General features: G+C 43.5%; 20 protein-coding genes. 9 read left to right on the top strand and 11 right to left on the bottom strand.

Annotated elements, in window-relative coordinates:
* Nucleotides 1-82: 82 nt before the first annotated feature.
* The 7 genes from JMX50_RS06815 to JMX50_RS06785 all read right to left on the bottom strand — a co-directional run bounded on the left by JMX50_RS06815 (nt 83) and on the right by JMX50_RS06785 (nt 11,110).
* Nucleotides 83-1,732 (bottom strand): BCCT family transporter, encoded by a 1,650-nt coding sequence (locus JMX50_RS06815; RefSeq protein WP_201563560.1) that lies wholly within the window; start codon nt 1,730-1,732, stop codon nt 83-85.
* 197 nt (nt 1,733-1,929) lie between these two features.
* The gene (locus tag JMX50_RS06810) at nt 1,930-3,180 is read right to left on the bottom strand and encodes a PQQ-dependent sugar dehydrogenase (RefSeq protein ID WP_201628965.1); all 1,251 of its coding nucleotides are present in this window, start codon (nt 3,178-3,180) and stop codon (nt 1,930-1,932) included.
* Between the two features lie 209 nt (nt 3,181-3,389).
* Nucleotides 3,390-5,987, bottom strand: a complete 2,598-nt coding sequence (clpB, locus tag JMX50_RS06805; RefSeq protein ID WP_201565089.1) for an ATP-dependent chaperone ClpB — start codon at nt 5,985-5,987, stop codon at nt 3,390-3,392.
* A 464-nt stretch (nt 5,988-6,451) separates the two neighbouring features.
* On the bottom strand, nt 6,452-7,015 hold the full coding sequence (locus tag JMX50_RS06800; protein WP_201628964.1) for a L,D-transpeptidase family protein: 564 nt from the start codon (nt 7,013-7,015) through the stop codon (nt 6,452-6,454).
* Between the two features lie 131 nt (nt 7,016-7,146).
* A complete protein-coding gene (locus JMX50_RS06795; RefSeq protein ID WP_201628963.1) occupies nt 7,147-7,938 on the bottom strand; it encodes an SDR family NAD(P)-dependent oxidoreductase in 792 nt (263 codons plus the stop codon).
* Between the two features lie 86 nt (nt 7,939-8,024).
* Nucleotides 8,025-9,773 carry an AMP-binding protein gene (locus JMX50_RS06790; RefSeq protein ID WP_201628962.1) on the bottom strand — a complete coding sequence of 583 codons (1,749 nt, stop codon included), beginning with the start codon at nt 9,771-9,773 and terminating at the stop codon, nt 8,025-8,027.
* Between the two features lie 203 nt (nt 9,774-9,976).
* Complete coding sequence (locus JMX50_RS06785; protein WP_201628961.1) at nt 9,977-11,110, bottom strand: DNA topoisomerase IB; 1,134 nt, start codon at nt 11,108-11,110, stop codon at nt 9,977-9,979.
* A gap of 179 nt (nt 11,111-11,289) precedes the next feature.
* Here JMX50_RS06785 and JMX50_RS06780 point away from each other — a divergent pair, with 179 nt between their 5' ends.
* Nucleotides 11,290-11,742: a GNAT family N-acetyltransferase gene (locus JMX50_RS06780; RefSeq protein ID WP_201628960.1), complete on the top strand. Its 453-nt coding sequence runs from the start codon at nt 11,290-11,292 to the stop codon at nt 11,740-11,742.
* A 109-nt stretch (nt 11,743-11,851) separates the two neighbouring features.
* On the opposite strand, the gene JMX50_RS06775 is transcribed toward JMX50_RS06780, so the two are convergent.
* The 3 genes from JMX50_RS06775 to JMX50_RS06765 all read right to left on the bottom strand — a co-directional run bounded on the left by JMX50_RS06775 (nt 11,852) and on the right by JMX50_RS06765 (nt 14,119).
* A complete protein-coding gene (locus JMX50_RS06775; RefSeq protein ID WP_201628959.1) occupies nt 11,852-12,136 on the bottom strand; it encodes a pyrimidine/purine nucleoside phosphorylase in 285 nt (94 codons plus the stop codon).
* 69 nt (nt 12,137-12,205) lie between these two features.
* Nucleotides 12,206-13,301 (bottom strand): peptide chain release factor 2 gene (gene prfB / locus JMX50_RS06770; protein WP_201625376.1). Its coding sequence is split into 2 segments (ribosomal slippage): nt 12,206-13,228 and nt 13,230-13,301, totalling 1,095 coding nucleotides; the frame shifts between segments, so codons are not numbered across the junction.
* Between the two features lie 116 nt (nt 13,302-13,417).
* Entirely contained in the window at nt 13,418-14,119 is a 702-nt protein-coding gene (locus JMX50_RS06765) for an HAD family hydrolase (protein ID WP_201628958.1), read from the bottom strand.
* Between the two features lie 214 nt (nt 14,120-14,333).
* Between JMX50_RS06765 and JMX50_RS06760 the strand changes: the two genes are divergently transcribed.
* Nucleotides 14,334-14,780 (top strand): hypothetical protein, encoded by a 447-nt coding sequence (locus JMX50_RS06760; protein WP_201628957.1) that lies wholly within the window; start codon nt 14,334-14,336, stop codon nt 14,778-14,780.
* A 129-nt stretch (nt 14,781-14,909) separates the two neighbouring features.
* Here the strand turns inward: JMX50_RS06760 and JMX50_RS06755 are convergent, their stop codons facing one another.
* A complete protein-coding gene (locus JMX50_RS06755) occupies nt 14,910-15,446 on the bottom strand; it encodes a gamma carbonic anhydrase family protein (RefSeq protein ID WP_201625378.1) in 537 nt (178 codons plus the stop codon).
* Nucleotides 15,447-15,717: 271 nt separating this feature from the next.
* Here JMX50_RS06755 and JMX50_RS06750 point away from each other — a divergent pair, with 271 nt between their 5' ends.
* The 7 genes from JMX50_RS06750 (at nt 15,718) to JMX50_RS06720 (ending at nt 26,036) form a co-directional block, all read left to right on the top strand.
* Complete coding sequence (locus tag JMX50_RS06750; RefSeq protein ID WP_201628956.1) at nt 15,718-16,266, top strand: phosphatase PAP2 family protein; 549 nt, start codon at nt 15,718-15,720, stop codon at nt 16,264-16,266.
* 448 nt (nt 16,267-16,714) lie between these two features.
* Entirely contained in the window at nt 16,715-17,947 is a 1,233-nt protein-coding gene (carA, locus tag JMX50_RS06745; protein ID WP_201628955.1) for a glutamine-hydrolyzing carbamoyl-phosphate synthase small subunit, read from the top strand.
* 156 nt (nt 17,948-18,103) lie between these two features.
* Nucleotides 18,104-21,358 (top strand): carbamoyl-phosphate synthase large subunit, encoded by a 3,255-nt coding sequence (carB, locus tag JMX50_RS06740; protein ID WP_201628954.1) that lies wholly within the window; start codon nt 18,104-18,106, stop codon nt 21,356-21,358.
* Between the two features lie 355 nt (nt 21,359-21,713).
* Nucleotides 21,714-22,190: a transcription elongation factor GreA gene (gene greA / locus JMX50_RS06735; protein WP_079691347.1), complete on the top strand. Its 477-nt coding sequence runs from the start codon at nt 21,714-21,716 to the stop codon at nt 22,188-22,190.
* Nucleotides 22,191-22,603: 413 nt separating this feature from the next.
* Nucleotides 22,604-23,533 carry a hypothetical protein gene (locus JMX50_RS06730; protein ID WP_201628953.1) on the top strand — a complete coding sequence of 310 codons (930 nt, stop codon included), beginning with the start codon at nt 22,604-22,606 and terminating at the stop codon, nt 23,531-23,533.
* 274 nt (nt 23,534-23,807) lie between these two features.
* Nucleotides 23,808-25,076, top strand: coding sequence for a putative DNA modification/repair radical SAM protein (locus tag JMX50_RS06725; RefSeq protein ID WP_201628952.1), 1,269 nt, complete (start codon nt 23,808-23,810; stop codon nt 25,074-25,076).
* Between the two features lie 87 nt (nt 25,077-25,163).
* Nucleotides 25,164-26,036: a TIGR03915 family putative DNA repair protein gene (locus JMX50_RS06720; protein ID WP_201628951.1), complete on the top strand. Its 873-nt coding sequence runs from the start codon at nt 25,164-25,166 to the stop codon at nt 26,034-26,036.
* Nucleotides 26,037-26,143: the final 107 nt, after the last annotated feature.

Raw genomic sequence — 26,143 nt, 5'->3', positions numbered from 1 at the left:
TGTTTATTTAGGTAAAATAAATATAAGCTAACTATATGATTCAACGTATAAAAATATCTTTGATACGGCGATATTCAGCCTATCAATCACCTTTCACAATTTTAGGCGGACCTTTTAATAGCTCTTCATCCACAAACTCATTGGCTGAATTATGGTCGGCTGACTCGTCAGTAATGTAACGCTGCTGGTTGCGATATAGGATAAGACGGTCGCGACTCATGCCACGTAATAGCGCATACATCATCACAAATATGACCAAAGCAAACGGCAATCCTGCCACGATGGCCGCCGCTTGTAATGCGCCTAATCCACCTGCCGCTAATAAAATTGCCGCAATCACGCCCTGCATAATGGCCCAAAATAAGCGTTGGATTTTGGGTGGATTGGTATCGCCACCAGCGGTCAACATATCGATGACAAAGCTGGCCGAATCTGAAGAGGTCACGAACCAAAGTACAATCATCACCACAATCAATAAGGTGATAGGTTTGGTAAGCGGATAGTATTCAACCAATTTAAAAATGGCACTACCGGTATCCGCTTGCACCGCGGCGACCAATCCTGGGCTGACCAAATCAGGGCTGATGGCGGCTAGCAGCTCCATCTGAATCGCAACGCCACCAAAAGTTGTAAACCAGAAAAATAAAATTGTCATCGGGATAAGCAGCACGCCAAATACAAACTCGCGAATGGTACGGCCACGGCTGATACGTGCAATAAATACGCCGACAAATGGTGACCAGCTGACCCACCATGCCCAATAAAATATCGTCCAAGCACTTTGCCAATCAGTGCCACTATAGGCTTCACTCCACGTTGATAACGTGACGATGTTTGCCAAATAGTTGCCAACATTTTCAATAAAGCTGTCAAAGATAAATAAGGTGGGACCCAAAATCACCATAAAGGCCAGTAGGATACCGGTCAGCCCCATATTAATATCACTAAGGCGCTTAATCCCTTTATCAAGACCTAGCATCAGCGAGCCACAAGCCAGTGAAGTTACGAAGGCAATGATAATAAACTGTACGGTCAAGGTATTAGGAATACCAAATAAACCCTCTAGACCCGAGTTAATCTGCATAACCCCAAGACCTAACGAGGTCACAACCCCAAACATCGTCCCGAATACCGCCAAGATATCGACGGTATGCCCCCATTTACCATAAATCTTTTGCCCGAGGATAGGATACAAGGTTGAGCGAATTGATAATGGCAGACCACGGCGGAAGTGAAAATAGGCTAACGACAGTGCCACGACGGTATAAATCGCCCATGCATGCAGCCCCCAATGCAAAAACGACAGATTCATCGCTTGCTTTGCTGCCTCTACAGTCTGTCCCTCACCAACGGGCGGTGCCATAAAGTGGTATAAGGGTTCCGCTGTGCCCCAATAGACCAATCCAATCCCGATGCCCGCCGAAAACAACATCCCAATCCATGAAAATAAGGTATATTGCGGTCGCTCTGTCTGTTTACCTAAGCGAATATCACCGTAGCGGCTGGCGGCAAGGTAAATACAAAACACCAGCGCCACGTTAAATAAGATGATAAATAACCAGCGGAATTTTTCGGCAATAAAGTCCTGTAAGAAGCTAAAAAGCGCTGCGGCAGTTTCAGTAAATAACGAGCCAAAAATGATGAAGCCGACAATTAAGATACCTGACGTGATAAATACAGGCTTATTTACCCTTGGAAATGGGCCGAGCTTACCTACTTTTACTTCGTTCATTCGCTAAAACCTCATATTTAAGAAAGGTCACCTTAACAAACTAACCTTTAATTATCAATTAACTACAAAATAAACTTGATAAAGATATTTTTTTGTAACAACTTGCTTGGCTATTTTAAATCTTGATTTGGACATTTTAAGCAATTATTCAGTTAGATTATTTAGCCAGCGATTGATGCAGGCCATTAGATAAATCACTAATTCGGCAATAATCGCAGCAGCCTACCTTTAGCGCCATCTTCTAATAACCATACTTGCCCATCGACGTTTAGGACACCACGAATACGCTCACCCATATCATAGCGATAGCGTTCTGCCGCTCCGTTATTTTTCTCAAAACTCACCACGATGAGCGCTTTTGATGATAAGCCACTGATCAGCGCATGGCCTTGCCACGCTGGAAAGTCATTATGTTTACCGGCGTGATAAATACTTATTGAAGAAGGTGATATGACGGGCGTCCAAGTAATTTTAGGCGCTGCAAAATCAGGGCGCGTATCGTGATCCGGAATATCGGTTCCTGTATAATTACGGCCATTTGAGACGATTGGCCAGCCATAGTTCTTACCTTTTTCAATAAGATTAAACTCATCACCGCCGCGTGGACCCATTTCATGCGCCCAAAGTCTGTCTTTGTCATCGAAAGCCATACCAAGTACATTACGATGACCCGTGGTCCAAAACTGGTCAGCGATATCATTATTTGTATTCATAAATGGATTATCGGCTGGCACTGAGCCATCAAGATTTAATCTGATAATTTTACCCAAATTCACGCTCATATCCTGCGCTGGGGTTTTTTCTTGGCGCTCGCCTGAGCTGATATATAAATACTGCCCGTCAGGTGAAAACAGTAAGCGATGACTATAATGCCCCTGCCCTTTTACTTTTGGAAATTGCTCCCAAATGGGCGTCATGGCTTGTAAGCTTGGGGCATCAGTATCTGACCCCGTCAATGTCGCTTTGATTACTTTTGCACCAAATTTATTATTATCAGCGCCCTTGCCTGCTTCAACGTAGCTAAGATATATATTATTAGAGGTAGCAAAATCTGGCGCAAGGATAATATCGCCAAGTCCGCCCTGCCCGCCATAAGCGACTTTCGGTATCCCACTGACTGTTGTTTTCGCACCTGTTGCTGTATCAACAATCAATAACTCGCCTGTCTTTTGGGTTACAAGCAGTTTGGCTGCTTTATTATTGACGGTAGGCAACGCGGTCATTGCCCAAGGTTCATTAAAGGCGGTCACTGCTTTCGTTGCAAAGCTAGGTTTTTCCATACTTGCTATGGATGCATCGATAGGGGCTTGCCCTTCTTTATACTCGGTCAGATCTTTGTTGGTATTGACGGCTGAAGGATTGGAGCACGCAGAGACACTAAACAGCAGTGCGGTAAGAATCAACGGTAATGTTATTAGCGTATTTGTCTGTTTTTTATTGTTTATCATCCTGATGTCATCTCCCTTAATTTTGTTGCATTCTTATTTGCACTATAATTATTTATACCATAGTCAAAGTACGGGCGAAGTATAACAACGGTAAAATAATACTTGCAACAAACGCAAAAACCCCTTACCCACCCATATAAAGTATAGGCAAGTAAGGGGTTTTTTTAAAGCATAACCGTCATTTAGCGACAGTCATTTAGCGTTTGCTATTAGCTCATTCTAAGCTTATCAAAGGTCAATTTATCATCGGCGCTCACATCGACTTTGATGATATCACCGGCGACAAAATCACCCGCCAGCAGTTTCAATGACAATGGGTTTTCGATCTCTTGTTGGATAGCACGTTTTAGTGGACGCGCACCATACACAGGATCGTAACCAACTGCCACCAGCTTGTTCATCGCATCGGCTGATAGCTCGATATCCAACTCACGCTCATGCAAGCGCTGACGCAAGCGATCCAACTGAATCGCCGCAATACCTGACATCTGCGACATACCGAGCGGATGGAATACTACGATTTCATCGATACGGTTGACAAACTCTGGGCGGAAATGCTGCCCAACTGACTCCATCACCTCAGCTTTGATATCCTCATAGCTTTCGCCGACCATCTCTTGGATCTTATGCGAGCCCAAGTTACTGGTCATAATGATGACGGTGTTTTTAAAATCAACCACGCGACCTTGTGAATCCGTTAAGCGACCATCGTCCAATACTTGCAGTAAGATATTGAACACATCAGGATGCGCTTTTTCCACTTCATCAAACAAAATCACACTATAAGGCTTACGGCGTACCGCTTCAGTTAATGCGCCACCTTCTTCATAACCAACATACCCTGGAGGCGCGCCTACCAAACGACTGACGCTATGCTTCTCCATATACTCACTCATGTCGATACGAACAATCGCATCCTCACTATCGAACAAGAAGTTCGCCAGTGACTTAGTCAGTTCAGTCTTACCGACCCCAGTAGGCCCTAAGAATAAGAACGATCCAGAAGGACGATTCGGATCAGACAAACCTGCACGGCTACGGCGTACCGCATTGGCGACTGCTTCGACCGCTTCATCTTGACCGATGACGCGCTCATGGAGTTTTTCTTCCATCGCTATCATCTTGTCACGCTCGCCTTGCATCATTTTGCTGACCGGAATACCTGTTGCAGCCGCCACGACTTCGGCGATTTCATTATCCGTGACCTTATTACGCAGCAGTTTGATACCACTATTTTCACCAGTCTGCTCTTTTTGCTCGGCCAAATCCGACTCATGGATACGGCGCTCTAGCTGCGGAATCGTCTCATACTGCAGCTTACTCATGGTCTCGTAATCGCCTTCACGGCTGGCTTTATCGTAAGCAATACGCGCTTTATCTAACTCGTCTTTTAGCTGCTGACTGCCTTTGACCAGTGCTTTTTCTGCTTGCCAAATCTCATTAAGATCAGCGTACTCTTTTTCAAGCTCTTCAATTTGTGCATCAAGCACTTTACGCTCTGCTTGCGCACCAGCGTCTTCTTCGTTTTTGAGCACTTCGCGCTGCATTTTTAACTGAATGAGACGGCTATCAAGTTTGCCAAGTGACTCAGGCTTGCTGTCCATCTCCATACGCAAACGACTTGCCGCTTCATCAATTAAATCAATCGCCTTATCTGGCAGCTTGCGATCAGTGATATAGCGATGGCTCATGCGCGCGGCAGCAATAATCGCGCTGTCTTGGATATCAACGCCGTGATGCAGCTCATAACGCTCTTTTAGACCACGCAAAATCGCAATGGTATCCTCGACCGTTGGCTCATCGACCAGCACCTTTTGGAAACGACGCTCAAGCGCGGCATCTTTTTCGATATACTGGCGATACTCATCGAGTGTCGTCGCACCAACGCAATGTAGCTCACCGCGGGCTAGTGCAGGCTTTAACATATTACCAGCGTCCATCGCGCCATCGGCTTTACCAGCACCGACCAAAGTATGCAACTCATCGATAAATAAGATGACATTGCCTTCTTGCTTTGATAAGTCGCTAAGTACCGCTTTGAGGCGCTCTTCGAACTCACCACGGAATTTTGCCCCCGCAATCAATGAGCCTAAATCTAACGACAATACTTCTTTGCGGCGTAGTCCTTCTGGTACATCACCATTGATAATTTTTTGTGCCAAACCCTCAATAATAGCCGTTTTACCAACACCCGGCTCACCAATCAGTACAGGGTTATTTTTGGTACGACGTGACAGCACTTGAATGGTACGGCGAATCTCTTCATCACGGCCAATCACCGGATCAAGCTTACCAAGCTCCGCCTGTTCGGTCAGGTTAATGGTATATTTATTCAACGCATCACGCTGATCTTCCGCATTTTGATTGTTCACCGTTTCATCACCGCGCAATTGCTCAATGACCGCTTTTAACTTACTTGCCGTTACGCCAGCGCTTTCAAATATCTTTTTGGTGTCACCTTGTTCAGCAAGTGCCAACATCACCCATTCAGTGGCGATAAAATCATCACCTTCTTTTTGTGCTTGACGATCTGCCAAGTTCAAAATTTTGACTGAGTTTGGGTTTAAATTAACGTCGCCGGTTGGCTCGCTAATCGTTGCTTGATTGTCGAGCGCCTTTGCCACACCATTTTTTAGCGCAGGAATAGACGCACCCGCTTGCTGGCAAATAGACAAGTTAGACTCATCTTGCAGCAATACGGCAAGCAAATGCACAGGATCGATACCTGTATGGTCGCGTCCTAAAGCCAGACTTTGGGCTTCTTGAATGGCAGATTGCAACTTTTGGGTAAACTTCTCGAATCTCATATTTGTTTCCTCTTATAATTAATAATATTTTATATCTGATAGTAGCTGCGGCTTTTTATAAGTATTAAGATGCCGTAAGCTTTTCGTTGTTATCTATATCGGGTTTGTTAAGTATTATTTCAATGTAAATTTAACTTTTATCAATAATATTTAGTAGCTTATGAGCGTCAGTTGCTTTCAATTAAATAGACCATACAAAACACTAATATATCACCTTATCAATATAAACCTTACTTATAACAATGATATGACGATAAAGCATTAATAGGCACATTTATGGGAGATTTCAAGGGAAGATAGAAAAGAAAAAATAGGAAGTTTGGGATTTTTCAGAAAGAAAGAGATGAGTATGTTAAGAGTATGAATAAATTATCGAAAAAACCTTAAATGAGTGATTTAGAAATATCTATAAAAGTAGAAAGTACGTTAAATTAGAGCTGAATAAACGTACGTTAACAAGGTGTTTATTCCACAATTTCGATAGGTGTACCAATCTCTACAGCCGCCATGATTTCATCCATCTCATTATCGGTCACGGCAATACAGCCATCGGTCCAATCACGTTGCTGATTTATCGCTGCTAAATGCCCAAAACCGTTTTTCTGCCCATGAATCATAATATCCCCGCCAGGACTAAAGCCTCGTGATTTGGCACGGGCTTTATCCGCCACATTAGGATAGCTTACGTGAATAGAGCGATAGAATTTGGATTTTTCATTTTTATAATCAAGTATATAAGAACCTGTCGGAGTACGTTTGTCACCTTGTTGCTGCTTATGACCGACAGGATTGCCGCCCAAGGCAATATGATAAGACTTAATAATTTCATTATCGCTTAGCAACTGCAGGGTACGAGCGGATTTATCGACAAAGACTTTATCAATCATAATGCTTTTAGGCATGGCTTGTTTGGTCTCTGAAACACCCTCAGCAGCAATGGCACTCGTGCTAGTAATGATAGCGAGGCTAAAACCTATGACGATAAATAACCAATGTGAATATTTACTATTTATATTGAAAAAAGACATAGCTTTTGCTTCTTAAAGGTAAGCGCTCATTGATAAAACCATCTTTGATAAGATAGCAAAAGACTATGCCAAGTTTGTGCAAGCTTTATGGATTAAGGGTAAATTTGCTGCACTCAAAATCTAAAATCACCTTACACCATGCGAATTGCGCCATCTAGGCGAATCACTTCACCATTTAGATAAGCATTATCAATGATATGTGTGACCAGTTTGGCAAACTCATTTGGATTGCCTAAACGCTTTGGATAAGGAACACCGGCCTCTAGCTGCTCGCGCGCTTTTTCAGGGATAGTCTCCATCATCGGTGTGGCAAAGACGCCAGGTGCAATGGTCATCACGCGAATACCATGACGCGCCAGCTCACGCGCCAGTGGCAAGGTCAGGCCAACGACGCCCGCTTTAGACGATGAATAGCTTGCTTGCCCTACTTGCCCATCAAAAGCAGCGATAGATGCCGTATTGATAATGACACCATTATCAGCATTCTTCTCTGCGTCGCTTTCTGTATTATTGCCGTTCGCCACGCGCTTAGCAATACTAGCCGCGACCAAACGAGCTACGTTAAAAGAGCCAACGAGATTGATATTAACCCCGCGACTAAAAGCATCAAGATCCGCTGGATTGTTTTCGCGATCGAGTAGCTTTTGTACGACAGCGATACCTGCACAGTTAATGGAACCTTGCAAACCGCCAAATTCTTTTTCCGCCAACTCAACAGCCGCTTGCACCTCATCACCACTGGTCACATCACAACGTGCAAAACGTACATTATCACCTAACTCATCAACCAAAGCTTGCCCAGTTGACTCGTTCAAATCAGCAATAACGACCTTGCCGCCTTGAGCCACGATAGCGCGAACCACTGACTCACCTAGACCTGATGCACCGCCAGTAACCAAAAAGCTGTGTTGTTCAATTTGCATAATTATTCCTTTAATGGATGTTTTATTACTATTCTTATAGGCTAACTATTTTATTATTTTCAAATACTGTTAAGACTTCGAAGTATTTATGCAGCAGACAAGCTGCGCAACAAAAAGCGCTGGATTTTACCGCTTGGCGTTTTTGGTAACGCATCGACAAATTCAACCTCACGCGGATAGGCATGAGTTGAAAGACGTCTGCGGACCAAGTCTTGAATCTCTTTAGCAATCTCATCTGTCCCTTTGATGCCATCTTTTAGCACCACATAAGACTTAATCGTATGACCGCGCACTTCATCTGGCACGCCAACGGCGGCGGATTCTGCGACTGCCTCATGCTCAAGCACGGTGTTTTCCACATCCGTAGGCCCTACGCGGTAGCCTGCCGTAATGATAATGTCATCATCACGTCCAGAAAACCAATAGCTGCCATCGCTATGGCGCTCGACCACATCGCCGGTTAAATAGTAATCTTCAGCAAAGGCGTCTTTCTCATTCCAACTATAACCGCGGAAATAAAACGCCGGCGATTGACTGACGACCACTGCCAACTGTCCTTGCTCACCATCAGGCAATATGTTCATGTCATCATCTAATACGACCAATGTATGCCCCGGTAACGCCATGCCCATCGAGCCTACTGGACATTCATGAGCTAATGCATGGTGCTCGCAGCAGGTCATGCCCGTTTCGGTCTGCCCGTACTGATCGCACACTTTGCAGTTTAGATAAGTTTCCACCCAGTTGACGACTTCGGTATTCAAGGTTTCGCCTGCTGAATTGGCACAGCGTAGTAATAGCTTGGCATTGGCATCATTGTGAGCTTCTTCAAACACGCCACTCGATTTCATCATCCGAAAGGCGGTCGGTGAAGATGCCAAATTGGTAATCTTATGACGGACCATAAAGTCGCGGGTATTGGCAGCGTCAAAGCCTGCTTCATTAAAATAGGTGGTGACACCCATCAGCAAAGGACCCGTAATCGCGTAATATAATCCATATGCCCAGCCGGGATCGGCCATGTTCCAGTAGTTATCATCGGCGCGCAAGTCAATCGCATAGCGCATATATAGATAAAAAGCTGAGAGCGCGCTTAATGGCACACTAACGCCTTTTGATTTACCTACCGTACCTGAGGTAAACATTTGCAAAAACGGCGCATCCTCATCTAACAAAACAGCCTCTACCGTTTGCGGCTGGGTCGCCATCATCTGAGCATAATTATCATCAGACCATTTGCTTTCATTATCAGCTTGCGCATTATTCTTACTGCCAACCATGACCATTTTGGTTTGTTCAGCTAAGTCTTCAAACTTGCCGCGATTTTCCTGATTGGTAAAAACCACTTTGGTATTGGCTTTATCCATACGGTATTTAATCGAATCATAACCAAAGGCGGTGAATAATGGTTGATAAACCGCCCCAATCCGCCAAGTTGCCAATACAATCGTGAGCAGCTCAGGTGTACGCGGTAGCATGGTCGCTACTTGGTCACCGACCTTTACGCCATAAGACAATAATATATTGGCAACTTGCGCACTTGCCTTATCAAGCTCAGCAAAAGTCATGCGCGTTATGTTGCCAGCGGTATCTTCATGAACTAATGCCAAATTATCGCCGCGACCATCACGTACATGACGACCACAACACGCCATATAGGCATTTAGACGGTCATCTAAATTTTCACCAAATATCTCTGTTAATAGCGCATTCATATCAAAGTTATTATAGTAATCGCTATAGCCAGTTGGGTTTGAAGAAGACGAATTGCTTTGAGACAGGTTGTCTGAAGACAAATTGGTTGAGGACGAAAAATCTATAGAAGAGGTATTCATAAGCTAATCCTTTAGCAATCGAGGGTCACTGACGATATCAGCGCTTTATCAGGAGTAAAACAGTCATATCCTATACACTGTTTTCTCTTATTGTTTGCACTTATTAAATTTCATATGCTCTATTAGTAACGCATTTTTATATTTATTTCAATACATAACGTATCATTTTTAATTTCAATATGGTTTTCTTAAGGAAGATAACCTTATTTTATGCCATTTAAAAATCCTAGCAACGCTTTCTCTTCACAGCTTTGATATTGCTTCGTACGTCCACGGCGCGCTTGCTTATAAGGTTCAAAAAACTCTCCTGCTAAAAAGCGCTCGATAATAACTGGATTGATATAAGAAGCGCGGCAGACAGCAGGTGTATTGCCAAGCTCCTCCGCCACCGCTTTGACCATAGCAGTGACCAGCTGTTGACGCTCGTCGCTATTGGGTTCACTGGCTAATATTGTTTGCCCTTTAGAGGTTTGCAGCTCATCGTATAAATGACTGGCTGCAAGAACGCTTGCCATCCAAGTACGAAAGTCCTTTGCACTATATAAATTGCCGCTATACATCTTGCTCTCACAATCATGACCACAAGTATGTGTGCGTAGATAGTCATTGATATCACTACTATCAACGACCTGCTTGTTGCCATCATCGTCCAAATATTTAAAAATCTGATAACCAGGCAACTCACTACATGCCTGCACAATGTCAATTAAACGCTCGTCTTGCAATTCTATATGATGCTCCTTGGCACTTTTTCCGACAAAATCAAACGCCAAGCCATTATCCGTTTCGCTGACGTGCTTGCTGCGTAACGTACTAAGGCCATAGCTCTTATTGAGCTTAGGATAGCGGCTATTACCGATACGAATTAACGTAGTTTCCAGCAATTTAACCACGGCAGCTAGTACATTGGCGCGTGATAACGACTGCGCTTCTAAATCTTTTTCTACTTGCGCACGTAGGTTTGGCAACGCCTCAGCAAAACCTATCATGGCATTAAACTTAGCTTGGTCACGCACGCGATCCCACTCGGGATGATACAAGTACTGCTTACGCGCTTTATCATCGCGGCCTGTCGATTGCAGATGCCCTTTATCATCTTGGCATATCCAAACCTCTGACCACATCGGCGGTATCACCAGCGCAGCAAAACGCTTGCACAACGCTTTATCTTTGACCGTTTTACCTATGGCGTCTTTATAGGTAAAGCCGCGTCCCCAACGCCTGCGTGTAAACCCAGGCTCATTATCACTGACATAGCGTAAGTTGGCCAAGCCAGCCAAATATTCATAATCATGGCGCACATCCTGCGTGGTTGTTTGGTCATCTAGCTTCGCCATAATACATACTCGATTGATAAAATAGTCGTTTTAGCATAATCAATTGCGCTTGTTTTTGCTGTTTGTTTGCCACGAGCAAAGTGTAATCGATGTGTAAGAAACATTCTTTAAAGGGTTCTAAATAATGAGCTTTTCAGCCATAATTCCATAACCACCACCACTTAAGTTAAATAAATATCATGAAAAATACCTCTATAAAAATAACCCCATTATCTAAAGCTGATTACGACTCTTGGTTAAATTTATGGCAGCGCTATCTCGCATTTTATGAAGCCAGCTTGCCAGCAAGTACGACAGAATCGACGTGGCGCAACTTGCTTGATAATAACGCACCGATTTATGGCTTTGGTGCTTGGCAAGACGACACGCTGCTAGGTATCACGCATGTGGTGCTACATCCCAATACTTGGAATACCACTGAATGTTGTTATTTAGAAGATTTATATGTCAGTGAAGCGGTGCGCGGTCAAGGTGTGGGACGCGCACTGATTGAACAGGTGTATGAATTTGCCAATAAGAAAAACTGCAACCGCGTTTATTGGACGACGCAAGAAGGAAATACCACCGCGCGCAAACTCTATGATGTAATTGCCAGTCAAACGGACATGGTGCAATACCGTAAAAACTTATAATGGTTGTCCAATACTTTATGACTCAAATTCACCTCAAAATGCAATCATAAAAAAAACGCCAAGCGTTAAACACTTGGCGTTGATTGTTCTAATAAGTATCTAAAAACGATTATTTACCATAAACACATAAATAAGCGCTCTCAATCTCTACTTTTACTTGAAACTTCTGATTGGCGTCAATGGTAAATTGCTCGCCTGCATTAAAGGTTTGCCACTCATTACTTTCTGGCAACTTCACCGTTAATGCACCACTGACTACGCTCATGGTTTCAAATTCGCTGGTACCAAACTCATATTCGCCAATTTCCATCACGCCAACGGTAGCCGGCTTGGTCGCTGTTTGAAAAGCAATAGAAGTGACTTTATTATCAAAATAGTTATTAACGCTTGGCATAATTTTCCTTAATTAAATAGTGTTTGGGTTTAAATTTATCTTTCAAATGGTATTAATAATAGTCTAACTTTACAATCCCGCTTTTAGGCTCGCTTCGATAAATTGGTCGAGGTCACCATCTAGCACCGCGCCAGTGTTAAAGGTCTCAACGCCAGTACGCAAGTCTTTAATACGTGAGTCATCGAGTACATAAGAGCGGATTTGACTGCCCCAACCGACATCAGACTTACCATCTTCGACTGCTTGTTGTGACTCCATACGTTTTTGCATCTCAAGCTCATATAACTTAGCACGGAGCATTTTCATCGCTGTCGCCTTGTTACCATGTTGGCTACGCTCGTTCTGACAAGTCACCACCACGCCACTTGGTTCGTGGGTGATACGTACGGCAGAATCGGTGGTGTTCACGTGCTGACCACCGGCACCCGATGAGCGGTAAGTATCGATACGCAAATCGGCTGGATTGATATCAATCTCGACGTTATCATCGATTTCAGGCGACACAAAAACAGCAGCAAACGAAGTATGACGACCATTATTACTATCAAATGGTGACTTACGCACTAAGCGATGCACGCCAATTTCGGTACGTAACCAACCAAACGCATAATCACCCTTAATCTCAATCGTGGCTGATTTAATCCCAGCAACGCTACCAGAAGACACTTCAATCACGTCAACCTTAAAGCCATGTGATTCCGCCCAGCGCGTATACATACGCAGTAGCATTTCAGCCCAATCTTGCGCTTCCGTGCCGCCACTGCCTGACTGGATATCCAAGTAGCAATTGTTTGGATCCATCTCGCCACTAAACATACGACGGAACTCTAAATCAGCAACGCGCTTCTCTGCATTGTCGAGCTCTGCTTGCACATCAGCAAGCAATGATTCGTCCTCTGCTTCTACCGCCAGCTCTAGCATGGCAGCAGCATCTTCCAAAGTAGTCTCAAGCGAAACCACCACGTCGATGACGCCATCAAGCTGACTTTTTTCTTTATTAATCTTGGTCGCGCGCTCTGGATCATTCCATAGTTCGGGGTTTTCTAATTCTAAATTGACTTCTTCTAAGCGTTCTTGCTTACCATCGAAGTCAAAGATACCTCCGCAAATCCTGCCCACGCTCAGATAAATCTTTGATTTGTTCTTGATACGGATTGATTTCCATAAGTGTTCCTGTCTTTTTAAATAGATATCTCACTGATATGGCGCTATTTTAAATGAGATTGACAATAAATAGTTGGCTAATTAGTACTGCATTTATATTAAATAACTTTAAGCTGCCTAAATCGACCAATCTTCTACTGCCCAACGATGGGCAAGCGCGTGCGCATGTAGCGCATCATCGGGTGACACGCAAATAGCCACATCCGCCCATTCGAGCAATGGAATATCATTTTTGGAGTCTGAGTAGGCATAAGTTTTATCAAAATCAATACCCGCTGACTTTCGCTTATCTATCCATTTATTGAGATGGTAAATTTTACCTTCTTTAAAATTAGGCTTATCCATTAATTTGCCGGTATAGCGCTCGTTTTTTATCTCAAGTGGCGTCGATAGCACGTTGGCATCTTCAATACCAAAACGCTTAGCAATGGCTGATACTACAAAGTTATTAGTGGCAGAAATAATCACTACTTCATGACCTTTTTCGACATGATGACAGAGCACCTCCATGGCTTTTGGACGAATGTGCGGCTCGATTTCCGTCTTAATATAATCTTCGCGTAGCTCATGTAATCTGTCCATCGGTAAGCTACTTAAGAATTGTGCGACAAATTCATTATATTCGGTCGCATCAAGCGTACCTTCGATATAATCTTGATAAAACTTTTGGTTGGCGGTGCGATATTCGGCTTCATCAACGAGATTATGCTTAACGATATACTCACCCCATAGGTAATCGCTATCGACGTCGAGCAAAGTATGGTCTAAATCAAAGAGTGCCAATTCTTTTGGAGCCTGTCCTGCTTGTGTTGCCTGCATAATGGAGCCTTATTCTTGTTTATTGAGGGAATAATTTTTTAGATATAAATAATTTTTGAAATAAAGAGCTTAAAATAAAGAGTGATGAATATAAAATTTGCAGAATAAATTTTTAGAAGCCCACAGTTTACCAAACAAAATTATGCTAACTTGTTTACTTTAATATCCCATTAGCTTATCTTTAGCCTGCTGAATAATAACAATAGAGAACTTTATGAAAGCGCCTGATGATAAAACTGCTTTGTCCAACCGACCGCGACCTCCTGCCCGCTCAATCAGAGAAATCAGGCGACGGCAGTTAGGCAAAAGCTATCAATCGCCTTTAGAGCGTCTGCTTTATGCGCTATTAAATGGCTTGATGTATGGTTTTGGCGGCTTACTTATCGACCTTGCCATCGTTGTTATTCGCTCAATAGCCGGTATGGGCAATGGCGAGATATTCTGGCTATTTACGCCGTTTATGCTAATTTTGGGGGCGCTAACGGGTTTTATCGTTGGCAAAAGCGCTGGTGCTGAAAGCGTCAATGCCTTAAATATCGACGATACGGGTAATAATCATTACCTTAGTGACCATTCTATTCGCCATGATATCTTTCGCGGCCTGATTATCGGTATTATCATTTTTGCCGTTATTTGGCTTATCATGATGCTAATGGCATAACGACCGTTTGCATAAAGAGCCGCTCAATGTCAAAAAATAAGTTAACATTCATAAAAGGGATTGCTCACTAAAAAGCCATCCTTTTTTATAAAATTGTTCTGACTTCTATTGTTCTAACATCTATAGCAATCAATCAGGCATCGCTATTTCTGTTAAGCCAGTTTTAAATTTTTGACAACGCTCAACATAGTGTAGCGCCGACAGCTTTAACATTGCCGCCTGCTCATCGGTCAAGGTTTTGACCACTTTTGCAGGGGCGCCCATTACCAGTGAGTTGTCTGGAATCTCTTTACCTTCGGTGACCAAAGCTTTGGCACCAATGATACAGTTTTTGCCGATTTTGGCATTATTTAACACCACCGCACCAATACCTATCAAGCTATTATCACCAACTTCGCAGCCATGCAGCATCGCTAAATGGCCAATGGTGACATAATTACCGATTTTAACCTCAATGCCTGCATCGGTATGAATGACGCTGTTTTCCTGTACATTACTATAATCACCGATATGAATGCGCTCGTTATCACCGCGAATCACCGCTCCAAACCACACGTTGGCTTTATGACCCAAATATACATCGCCTATTACCCGTGCTGAGTCCGCAACCCAACCGTTAAATGGTGCTGCAAACTCTGGCGTTTTGTCTAAATATTGATAAATCATCATCCATCCTTAATCGTTATTTTTATATAAGTTTATACATAGTAAAAAGTGTGTGGTAAAAAAGCCTAGCGTAAAAAACGTGTCATAAATAAATGTGATCTAAAGCGTGATAGTTGTAAAGAAAGATAAAAACTTTATAGTATAATGCTGCCGCCAATCAATAGAGCAATTAGCAATTACAATAAAGCCGTATGCCATTTATCCCTATAAAACAACCATAAAATTTTATACGGACAATCAACGCTCACCAACCCTTTTTAGGATCGCAGTGATGATCAGCAAAAAATATGCCCCTATCATTTTACTATCGACCAGCTTGATGGTTGCCATCCCTGTCCACGCAGACAGTAGCTCTACTAGCAAGGTAGGCGATGTGCTGGCCTTTGCGATACCAGCAGCTGCTTACGGTAGCACTTATTATATGGATGATAAAGAGGGTCGTCAGCAATTTTATTATTCATTTGCGACCAACGTTGCTGCGACGCAAGTGCTAAAGTCAGTGATAGATAAAGAGCGACCCAATGGCCGTGATGAGAAATCCTTCCCCTCTGGTCATACATCCATGGCGTTTCAGGGCGCAAGCTTTATTCATAAACGCTATGGCTTAGAATATAGCATCCCTGCTTATATTGGCGCAGGTTTCGTGGCTTATAGCCGTGTTGAAGCCGATGAGCATGATGTGGCTGACGTATTGGCGGGGGCTGCCTTAGGGGTTGCCAGCAGTATGTATTTAACCAAAAGCTATTATGATGACCAATTGCATATCGCCACCAATTTAGCGCCCGACTATTACGGCTTATCGGTTCATTATAATTTTTAAGGCTTTAGATTGCTTGTAGATATAGTCAGTTCGATGTAAAAACGATATGGCGAGTCTATTTTATTTGGCATCAACTATACAACCTGCTTAGAATAAAAACGCTTTTGGTATTGCCTCAGTTTTTGATTAAATAACAACCGTTTTAACATTATGCCCATTTTATCCGCCTTCCTCACCTTAAGGTGCTAGCCCTTAACGCAAAACTCTAGTATAATGCGCAAAATCTGTGCCAAAGCGAGCGGACATGATGTAAGTTACTTATTCACCCCTTAGTGAATCCTGTACCTTTTCATCTATGATGTCTTCTCGCTTTTTTGTGGAAAAATTTTGGCGCTGTCTCTTTTATTATGGTTATTTAGCCGCAGTTAAATAGCAATAATCAAAAAAGCAGCGCTTTATTTTAACCTAAAAATAGCACAGCACTCACTAATAACAGCGGAGGCAACCCTTGAATTCATCGGCAGAAATACAAGCAATTTTGGCACTAGCAGACGGTACGATTTTTCGCGGTTTGAGTATCGGTAGTCTTGGTCATCGTGTCGGTGAGGTGGTATTTAATACAGCCATGACAGGGTATCAAGAAATCCTAACTGACCCAAGTTACGCACGCCAACTGGTCACGCTTACCTATCCGCACATTGGCAATACTGGTACCAACGCTGAAGATGTCGAGTCTGGTAATGGTCATCAAGTATGGGCTGAAGGTCTTATCATCCGCGATGCGACCATGGTTACCTCAAACTTCCGCAACTCAGAGTCACTGACTGATTATTTACAGAGCCATAATACCGTCGCCATTGCTGATATTGATACCCGTCAATTGACCCGCCTATTACGTGATAAAGGTGCACAAAACGGCTGTATCATGACCGCTTCTAACGGCGCAACGATTAGCAGCGAAGATGAACAGCAAGCGATTAAATTGGCACAAGAATTTGCTGGTATCGAAGGTATGGACTTAGCAAAAGAATGCTGTACACCGACGATATTTGAATGGACCGCCGGTAGCTGGGATTTATCAGACACCCTACTCAACCGTGATGTAGCTGGTAGCCATGATAGCGGTACGGGCGGCTTCTTTAAGCATTTAGGCACGCATGTCGAAGCAAAATACAATGTCGTCGCCTATGACTTCGGTAGCAAAACCAATATCCTACGTATGCTAGTAGACCGCGGTTGTCATGTCACCGTCGTACCCGCGCAAACACCTATCGCAGATGTCCTCGCGATGAATCCAGATGGTATCTTCTTATCAAATGGCCCTGGCGACCCAGCTGCTTGTGACTATGCTATCGATGCGGTACGTCATATCATTGAAGAAACGGACATTCCAACCTTTGGTATCTGCTTAGGTCATCAGCTGATTGGTCTAGCTAGCGGTGCAAAAACCATCAAAATGAAAACAGGTCATCACGGTGCTAACCATCCGGTACAAGACTTGGCAACTGGCACGGTTATGATTACCAGTCAAAACCATGGTTTTGCCGTTGATGAAGACACGCTGCCTGACAATGTTAAATCGACCCATCGCTCATTATTTGATGGTACCAACCAAGGTATTGAGCTGACCAATAAGCCTGTTTTTAGCTTCCAAGGTCACCCAGAAGCCAGCCCTGGCCCGCATGATGCTGCGCCATTGTTTGATAAATTTGCCGATATGATGGCAGCGGCGAAAGCGTAAGTTATCGATAATTAACGGCAAGCAAATAATCAATATAAAGCTTGAAGCACAGATGGTGGTTCAAGCTGCACCATAGCAGACACGATAAGCGTTATTGAACATATCGTTAAAATACAGATTACTCAAAATATCACCCAAACGAAGGTAGCCCTAACTATGCCAAAACGTACCGACATAAAAAGCATTCTTATCATTGGCGCAGGCCCTATCGTCATCGGCCAAGCATGTGAGTTTGACTACTCAGGCGCGCAGGCGTGTAAAGCGCTAAAAGAAGAAGGCTACCGCGTCATCTTGGTCAACTCAAACCCTGCAACCATCATGACTGACCCTGTCATGGCTGATGCGACCTATATTGAGCCAATTACGTGGCAAACGGTTGAACAAATTATAGCTAAAGAACGTCCTGATGCGATTCTGCCAACGATGGGCGGACAGACGGCGCTAAACTGTGCTTTAGACCTAGACAAACATGGCGTCTTGACCAAATATAACTGCGAATTGATTGGCGCGACCAAAGACTCAATCGAGATGGCAGAAGATCGCAACTTGTTTGATAAAGCCATGAAGCGCATCGGCCTTGAATGTCCACGCGCTGAAACGGCTGAGACCATGGAAGAAGCCTTTGCGACCCAAGAAAAAATGGGCTATCCGTGTATCATTCGTCCGTCATTTACTATGGGTGGTTCAGGTGGCGGTATCGCTTATAACCGTGATGAATTTATCGAAATTTGTGAGCGCGGTTTTGACTTATCACCGAACCATCAGTTGCTTATCGATGAATCGTTAATCGGTTGGAAAGAGTATGAGATGGAAGTGGTCCGTGACAAAAACGACAACTGCATCATCATCTGTGCGATTGAGAACTTTGACCCAATGGGTGTGCATACCGGCGACTCAATCACCGTCGCACCAGCGCAAACCTTGACCGACAAAGAATATCAAATCATGCGTAATGCTTCATTAGCAGTACTGCGTGAGATTGGTGTTGAAACAGGCGGCTCAAACGTGCAGTTCGGTATCAACCCTGAGACTGGTCGTATGGTCGTCATTGAGATGAACCCACGCGTATCACGCTCATCAGCATTGGCCTCAAAAGCCACGGGCTTTCCGATTGCTAAAATCGCAGCAAAATTGGCAATTGGTTATACGCTAGATGAATTGCAAAATGACATCACGGGTGGCAAAACGCCAGCGAGCTTTGAGCCTGCGCTTGATTACGTCGTCACAAAAATCCCTCGTTTTAACTTCGAAAAATTCCCACAAGCCGATAATGTTTTATCAACGCAAATGAAATCGGTCGGTGAAGTGATGGCAATCGGTCGTAACTTCCAAGAGTCGATGCAAAAAGCCTTGCGCGGCATGGAAACTGGCAATGATGGTTTTGATGAGCAAATCGACTTAGCAAAAGTAAGCATTGAAAAAGCCCGTAGTGAGATTAATAATCGCTTAACAATTCCAACCCCTGAACGTATTTATTATATTGCTGATGCTTTCCGTATTGGGATGAGCGTCGATGAAGTGTTTAACTTAACCAAAATTGACCCATGGTTCTTGGTACAAATCGAAGATATCGTCAAAACCGAAGCACAAGTTAAAGCGTTAGGTTTTGGCGGTTTAACTGAGCATAATTTACGCAGCTTTAAGCGTAAAGGTTTGTCAGATTTACGTTTGGCAAAATTGCTTGGCGTCTCACAGAAGCAGCTACGCACCAAGCGTTGGGATTTAAACGTTTATCCAGTCTATAAACGCGTCGATACCTGTGCCGCAGAGTTTGCGACTAGCACCGCTTATATGTACTCAACGTACGATAGCGAATGTGAAGCCAACCCTACCGATAATAAGAAAATCATGGTTATCGGTGGCGGTCCTAACCGTATCGGTCAAGGTATCGAGTTTGATTATTGCTGCGTCCATGCGGCGCTTGCCATGCGCGAAGATGGTTATGAAACCATCATGGTTAACTGTAACCCTGAAACGGTTTCAACCGATTATGACACCTCTGACCGTCTCTACTTTGAGCCAATCACCTTAGAGGACGTATTAGAAATCGTCCGTATCGAAAATCCTGATGGCGTGATTGTACAATTCGGTGGTCAAACGCCATTGAAACTGGCGCGCGCGCTTGAAGCTGCTGGCGTTAAAATCATCGGTACTAGCCCAGATGCGATTGACCGTGCTGAAGACCGCGAACGCTTCCAGCATATGATTCAGCAATTGAATCTTGTGCAACCAACCAATGCTCTAGCGACGAGCTTAGAAGATGGTTTGGTTAAGGCAAAAGACGTTGGTTATCCGTTGGTGGTACGCCCGTCTTATGTACTCGGTGGTCGCGCGATGGAAATCGTTTATAACGAAGATGAATTAAGACATTATCTACGTACTGCGGTACAAGCGTCAAACGAAGCACCAGTATTGTTAGACCGCTTCTTAGATGATGCTATTGAAGTCGATGTCGATTGTGTTAGCGACGGTACAGACGTGGTAATTGGCGGTATCATGCAGCATATCGAACAAGCTGGCGTGCATTCTGGTGACTCAGCCTGTTCACTGCCGCCTTACTCATTGTCTGATGAATTGTGTGACGTTATGCGCGCGCAAACCGTTGCGATGGCAAAAGAGCTTGGCGTTATCGGCTTGATGAACGTTCAGTTTGCGGTAAAAGGTGAAACCGTTTATATCTTAGAAGTGAATCCACGTGCAGCCCGTACTGTACCTTTCGTTTCTAAATGTATCGGTACGTCATTAGCGCAAATCGCGGCGCGCTGTATGGCTGGCACGTCATTAAAAGACCAAGGCTTTACCACTGAAATCGTTCCTGCATTTTTCGCGGTAAAAGAAGCAGTATTCCCATTTGCTAAATTCCCTGGTGTTGACCCAATCTTGAGCCCTGAGATGAAATCAACCGGTGAAGTGATGGGCGTTGGTAAAACCTTTGGCGAAGCATTCTACAAAGCGGTTATCGGTAGTAACGAGCGTCTGCCAGGTCTACCTGTTGAGGGCGAAACCAAAACTGTCTTTATCTCGGTACGTGATAGCGATAAAGAACAAGTCGCCCCTATCGCCCGTCAGCTAATCGACTATGGCTTTAAAATCGTTGCCACCACGGGTACGCAAAAAGTACTTAGCGATAACGGTATCGAGTGTAAGCAAATCAATAAAGTCACCGAAGGTCGCCCGCATATTGTCGATGCCTTGAAAAATGGTAAAATCGACCTTATTATCAATACCACTGAAGGCAAACAGGCACAAGAGGATTCATTCTCTATTCGCCGTAGTGCTCTGCAAGGTAAAGTCTTTTATGTGACAACCTTAGGCGCGGCAGATGCGGTTTGTAAATCTTATGCCATCGACTTACCGTTTGATGTGTATAAGCTACAAGATTTGCACGAACAAGCAAAGACTATCGCATAGCTCTATTGACTTGGCGGTATAATTTCAGTAGATTAAGCATAACTGCAGTGCTTGTTTAATCGCTGCTGCAAAACTTGTTATCTATTTTTATATAACAGTAGTGCTTAAAAAAACAAAGTTTTAAAAAGATAGACCTAAAAAGCATAGTGGCTAAACTGCGACTATGCTTTTTATTACGTAAGGTTCATGTGTATCATCTATCAGTGTATATACGCTCATAGATAAGCGCGCATTTACTTATGACGCCGTCTAAACCTCATTCTTTTTATATCTTCACATACTCATTGCAACAACACTGACACCATCTCACTATTCACTAGGAGATGGTGTGGTGTTATTGGTTTAAGGAAAAAACATGCAACGTTATCCCATGACTCCGCAAGGACATGCGGCTCTAGAAGCCGAATTAAAACAGTTAAAAAGTGTCGACCGTCCACGCATCACCGCTTCTATCGCTGAAGCTCGCGAACACGGCGATTTAAAAGAAAATGCTGAATATCATGCAGCCCGCGAACAACAAGGTTTTTGTGAAGCGCGTATCCGTGATATCGAAGCCAAACTTGGTGGCGCGCAAGTGATTGACCCGACGACATTGCCAAAAGATGGTCGAGTGATATTCGGCGTCAGCGTCGTTATTGAAAATATGGACACCGAAGAAGAAAAACAGTACAAAATCGTTGGTGACGACGAAGCAGACTTTAAAGCCGGTAAAATCTCTGTTAACTCACCGATTGCGCGTGGTTTGATTGGTAAATCTGAAGGCGACGAAGCACGTATTGAAACACCAAAAGGTGTGGTCGAATACGAAATCATGAAAGTGATTTACGATTAATCTGATTGGTTTTTATAGTGAGTAAAATAGTAATTTTCTTAAGAAGAATATAAAGTAAAGCACACAAAAAGTTATCGTTTATAAGAGAGCAGTTACACAACGCTGCTTTTCTACTCAATTCGTTTTAGCGCATAATTGTTGAGTTGAGATGGCTAAATAATTAGGTGCATGGCACATGCTTAGCTTTTCATTAAAATAATGACGGATAAATCAGTAATTCGATAGTTTATGATTTAATCGTTTGATAACACGCTTCGATAGATAGCTTATATTGTTTGGGTGTTTATGACTATTATTAGTACTGCATTAATACTGCTACCCTCGTTGACCTGCTCTGTAGGGTCAACGAGGGTATTTTTATCTAAGTGTTTGTCATTTTTGTTTTACTTATTATAACTTTAAAGGACTTTATTATGACCACTACTATTCATCGCTCATCAGGTATCATGCAAAAAACAGCGACATTTACTGCAGTATCAGCACTGTTGGCAGGCGCAGTGATGTCTATCGCCACAGCCAATGCCGCGCCTGAGATAGCGGTTAGCTCGTCTGTTGGTAGCACGACGGTGGTTGAGCAATATTCTGATGGTAAAACGGCGGTCATCACCGCAACACCGAATAGCATCACCATGCAAGATGGCATGCCGTTTGCGGTGACACAAGTGACCAATGTGCCGCGCTATACGGTTCGCCAAGTCGCCAGTAATGGTACTAGCAATACCGTCGTCACCCAAGGCAGTGCCACGGTGACGAGCGTGCCTGTGACCAACCAGATGACCAATCAAACCAGCAGAGTTGATGTTATAGCCGTGCCGACGACTAGCGTGACAGAAGTCTTGCCTGTGACGACGGCTACCCAATTGCCAGTCCTCAATGCGCCAACGACAACCGTAGTGACGAACCAACCTGCAACGACGCAAATCGTATCTACCTCTTTAGACGCTCTGCAACTAACCCCGACTTTTAGTACGCCTGGCGTGGTCAATGCACAAACCAAAGTCATGAAGATATTAAAAAATAAAGACGGTCGTGAAGTAGCAGTACCTGCCAATCATATCGCGCCCGGTGACGTCATCGAATATCACACCACTTATACCAATACTACAGCACAGCCTGTCACTGATATCAATGCGATGGTGTCATTGCCAAACGGCGTTCAATTGGTATCATTAAACAGTCCATTACCGACGCTTGCGACCACCGGTGGCGACAGCTATCAAACCATCCAACAAGTTGGCAATACTGTAGTCGTTACGGAAAACTATTCTGGACTAAAATGGAACTTGGTTGACCTTCCTGCTAACGCACCGCAAACGGTTGTTATACGTGCTAAAGTTCAGTAACGACTACCGCGTATAAAAACATATTTGCTAAATAACTGCTCTAAAAGTTCTGCTTATGCAGGGCTTTTTTGTTTGTAGAAAATATAAACGACAAAGCTCTTTTTAATAATAACTTTTCGATAGTAATTTTTCAGCTATAACTTCTCGATAATAAATTATTGGCATCTAACGACACCATCTGTCGTGTTATTTCTAATATTCTTCTATAAATACAATGACTTAACGTTAATTTTGTTAAAATAGCCTTTCATTAATGCATTGGTAAATATCGCTTATGGCAACCATCAATTATGAACGGCTACAAGGCAAGCTCAATATTTTAGCCGACGCTGCTAAGTATGATGTCTCTTGCTCATCCTCCGCTGGTACGCGCAAAAACCAAGGCGGTGGTCTTGGCGATGCCTCAGCAACCGGTATTTGCCACAGCTATACTGAAGATGGTCGCTGCGTCAGCTTGTTAAAAATCCTCTTAACCAATCATTGCATATACGACTGTGCTTATTGCACCTCACGTAAAAGTAATGACACCCCGCGTGCGGCTTTTAGTGTCGAAGAAGTGGTTGATTTAACCATGCAGTTTTATCGTCGTAATTATATCGAAGGGCTTTTTCTAAGCTCAGGTATTTTTAAAAGTGGTGATTATACGATGGAGCGCTTGGTCGAAGTCGCTAAGATATTGCGTACCCGTGAACGCTTTCATGGTTATATCCACTTAAAGACTATTCCAGGTGCATCTAAAGAACTGCTATTAGAAGCGGGATTATATGCTGATCGTCTTAGCGTCAATATTGAGATTCCTACTAAGTCTGGTCTGGCTTTACTGGCACCAGAAAAATCTCATGAGCAACTAAAAGCGCCGATGCAAACGGTAAAAGAAGAAATCATCACTATCCGTGAAAGTCGTAAAACCCATAAAAAAGCACCGAAATTTACCCCAGCGGGTCAAACCAGTCAGATGATTGTTGGCGCCAGTAATGAAACTGATTTGCAAGTCATACAGCTATCGAGTCATTTTTATAAACAGTATGATTTGAAACGCGTCTATTACTCCGGCTATGTGCCGATGTTGTCTGATAGTCGCTTGCCAGCGATTGGAACGCCAGTACCAATGATACGTGAAAACCGTCTGTATCAAGCCGATTGGCTGATGCGCTTTTATGGTTTTGGCGCGCATGAAATCGTTGAGCCAGATTCGCCATTTCTAGACTTGGATTGCGACCCTAAACTTGCTTGGGCAATCCGCCATCGTGAGCATTTTCCCGTTAATATTCAAACCGCCACTTACGAGATGATTGTACGCATCCCCGGTATCGGTACCAAAACGGCTAAAAAGATAGTAAAAGCACGCAAGTTTAATCAGTTAACGCTTTACCATTTGAAGAAAATGGGTGCGGCGGTCAACCGTGCCAAGTACTTTATCGCTACGACGGGTAAAAACGAACATCTCGCCCATTTAACGCGTGATAATTTCCGTCAATACGTACTGGCGCAAACGCAGACCAAATATAAAGACCAACGTAGTGGGCAGTTGGCATTGTTTTGATAAGTGCGGTTTTAATAAGTAAGGTTTTGATTAGCATGGTTTTAATGATTACAGTTTTAATTGCCACTATTATAAATAGGAACATAAATGTCACAACTACTGCAGAGTCATGACTATATTATAGGTCAATTAACGCCCAGTATTGTGCTTTATGAGCCAAGTTTTGAAGGTTGGCTGAGTGCGGTATTTTATGTCTATGCCAACCGCTTACAAGATGATGAATCCTTACAGTTAATTGCTCAAGACTGCTATATACCTTCATTAATCGCTCAAGCGACGAGCATTGCTACAGATGAAAATCATGCCGAACGTGTACTAACAAAGCTGCATAAATTATTAGGTCGTTCAGGTATGCGCAATATTCTGTGGGGATTTTTATCAGAAAAAGACCATATCGGCACCACTTTATTTCAGGTGGTTAAATATGCCATCGACTACCCTAGCCGCGCTATTATGGAAGATTTGGGTAACCTCAATGTTTTAGAGTTGGTACAAACCGTCAAGTCTGTCGCTCGAGAAAAACACCGTATGGAAGCCTTTGTACGTTTTGAACATACCACTGACGACATTTACTTTGCCCGCGTTGAGCCTGATTTTAATGTGTTGCCCTTGATTGGTGAGCATTTTCGTCAGCGCTACCAAGACCAGCATTGGGCAATTTATGATGTGGCGCGCGGCTATGGTATTTATTACGACAAAAGTAAAAGTACCCCGTCGCGCCCTGCTGCCTTGCAAACCATTACAGACTTAGACGATGCAGTACTGCGTAATCCTGCCAGCATTCATAGCGAGGACGAGCAGCGCTATCAAAAATTTTGGCAAGGTTACTTTACCAACGTCAATATCAAAGAGCGTAAAAATCCGCGGCTGCATAAGCAATATCTGCCGCAGCGCTATTGGAAATATCTCAGTGAAAAGCAAGTGCTGCCAAATGCTGATCATTTACAAAAACGCCGCTAGTTTATTAAGATTAATACTAAGGTTAACTGTCGTTAAATGATTAATCTTAGCTAAAAAAAGTATGGCAAATCCAGTCTTATCTTTTTATCTTGGTGGTTGAGTTTTCA

The sequence above is a fragment of the Psychrobacter maritimus genome (assembly GCF_904846345.1).
GTDB lineage: Bacteria > Pseudomonadota > Gammaproteobacteria > Pseudomonadales > Moraxellaceae > Psychrobacter > Psychrobacter maritimus.
This window is presented reverse-complemented; position numbering and strand designations above follow the sequence as displayed.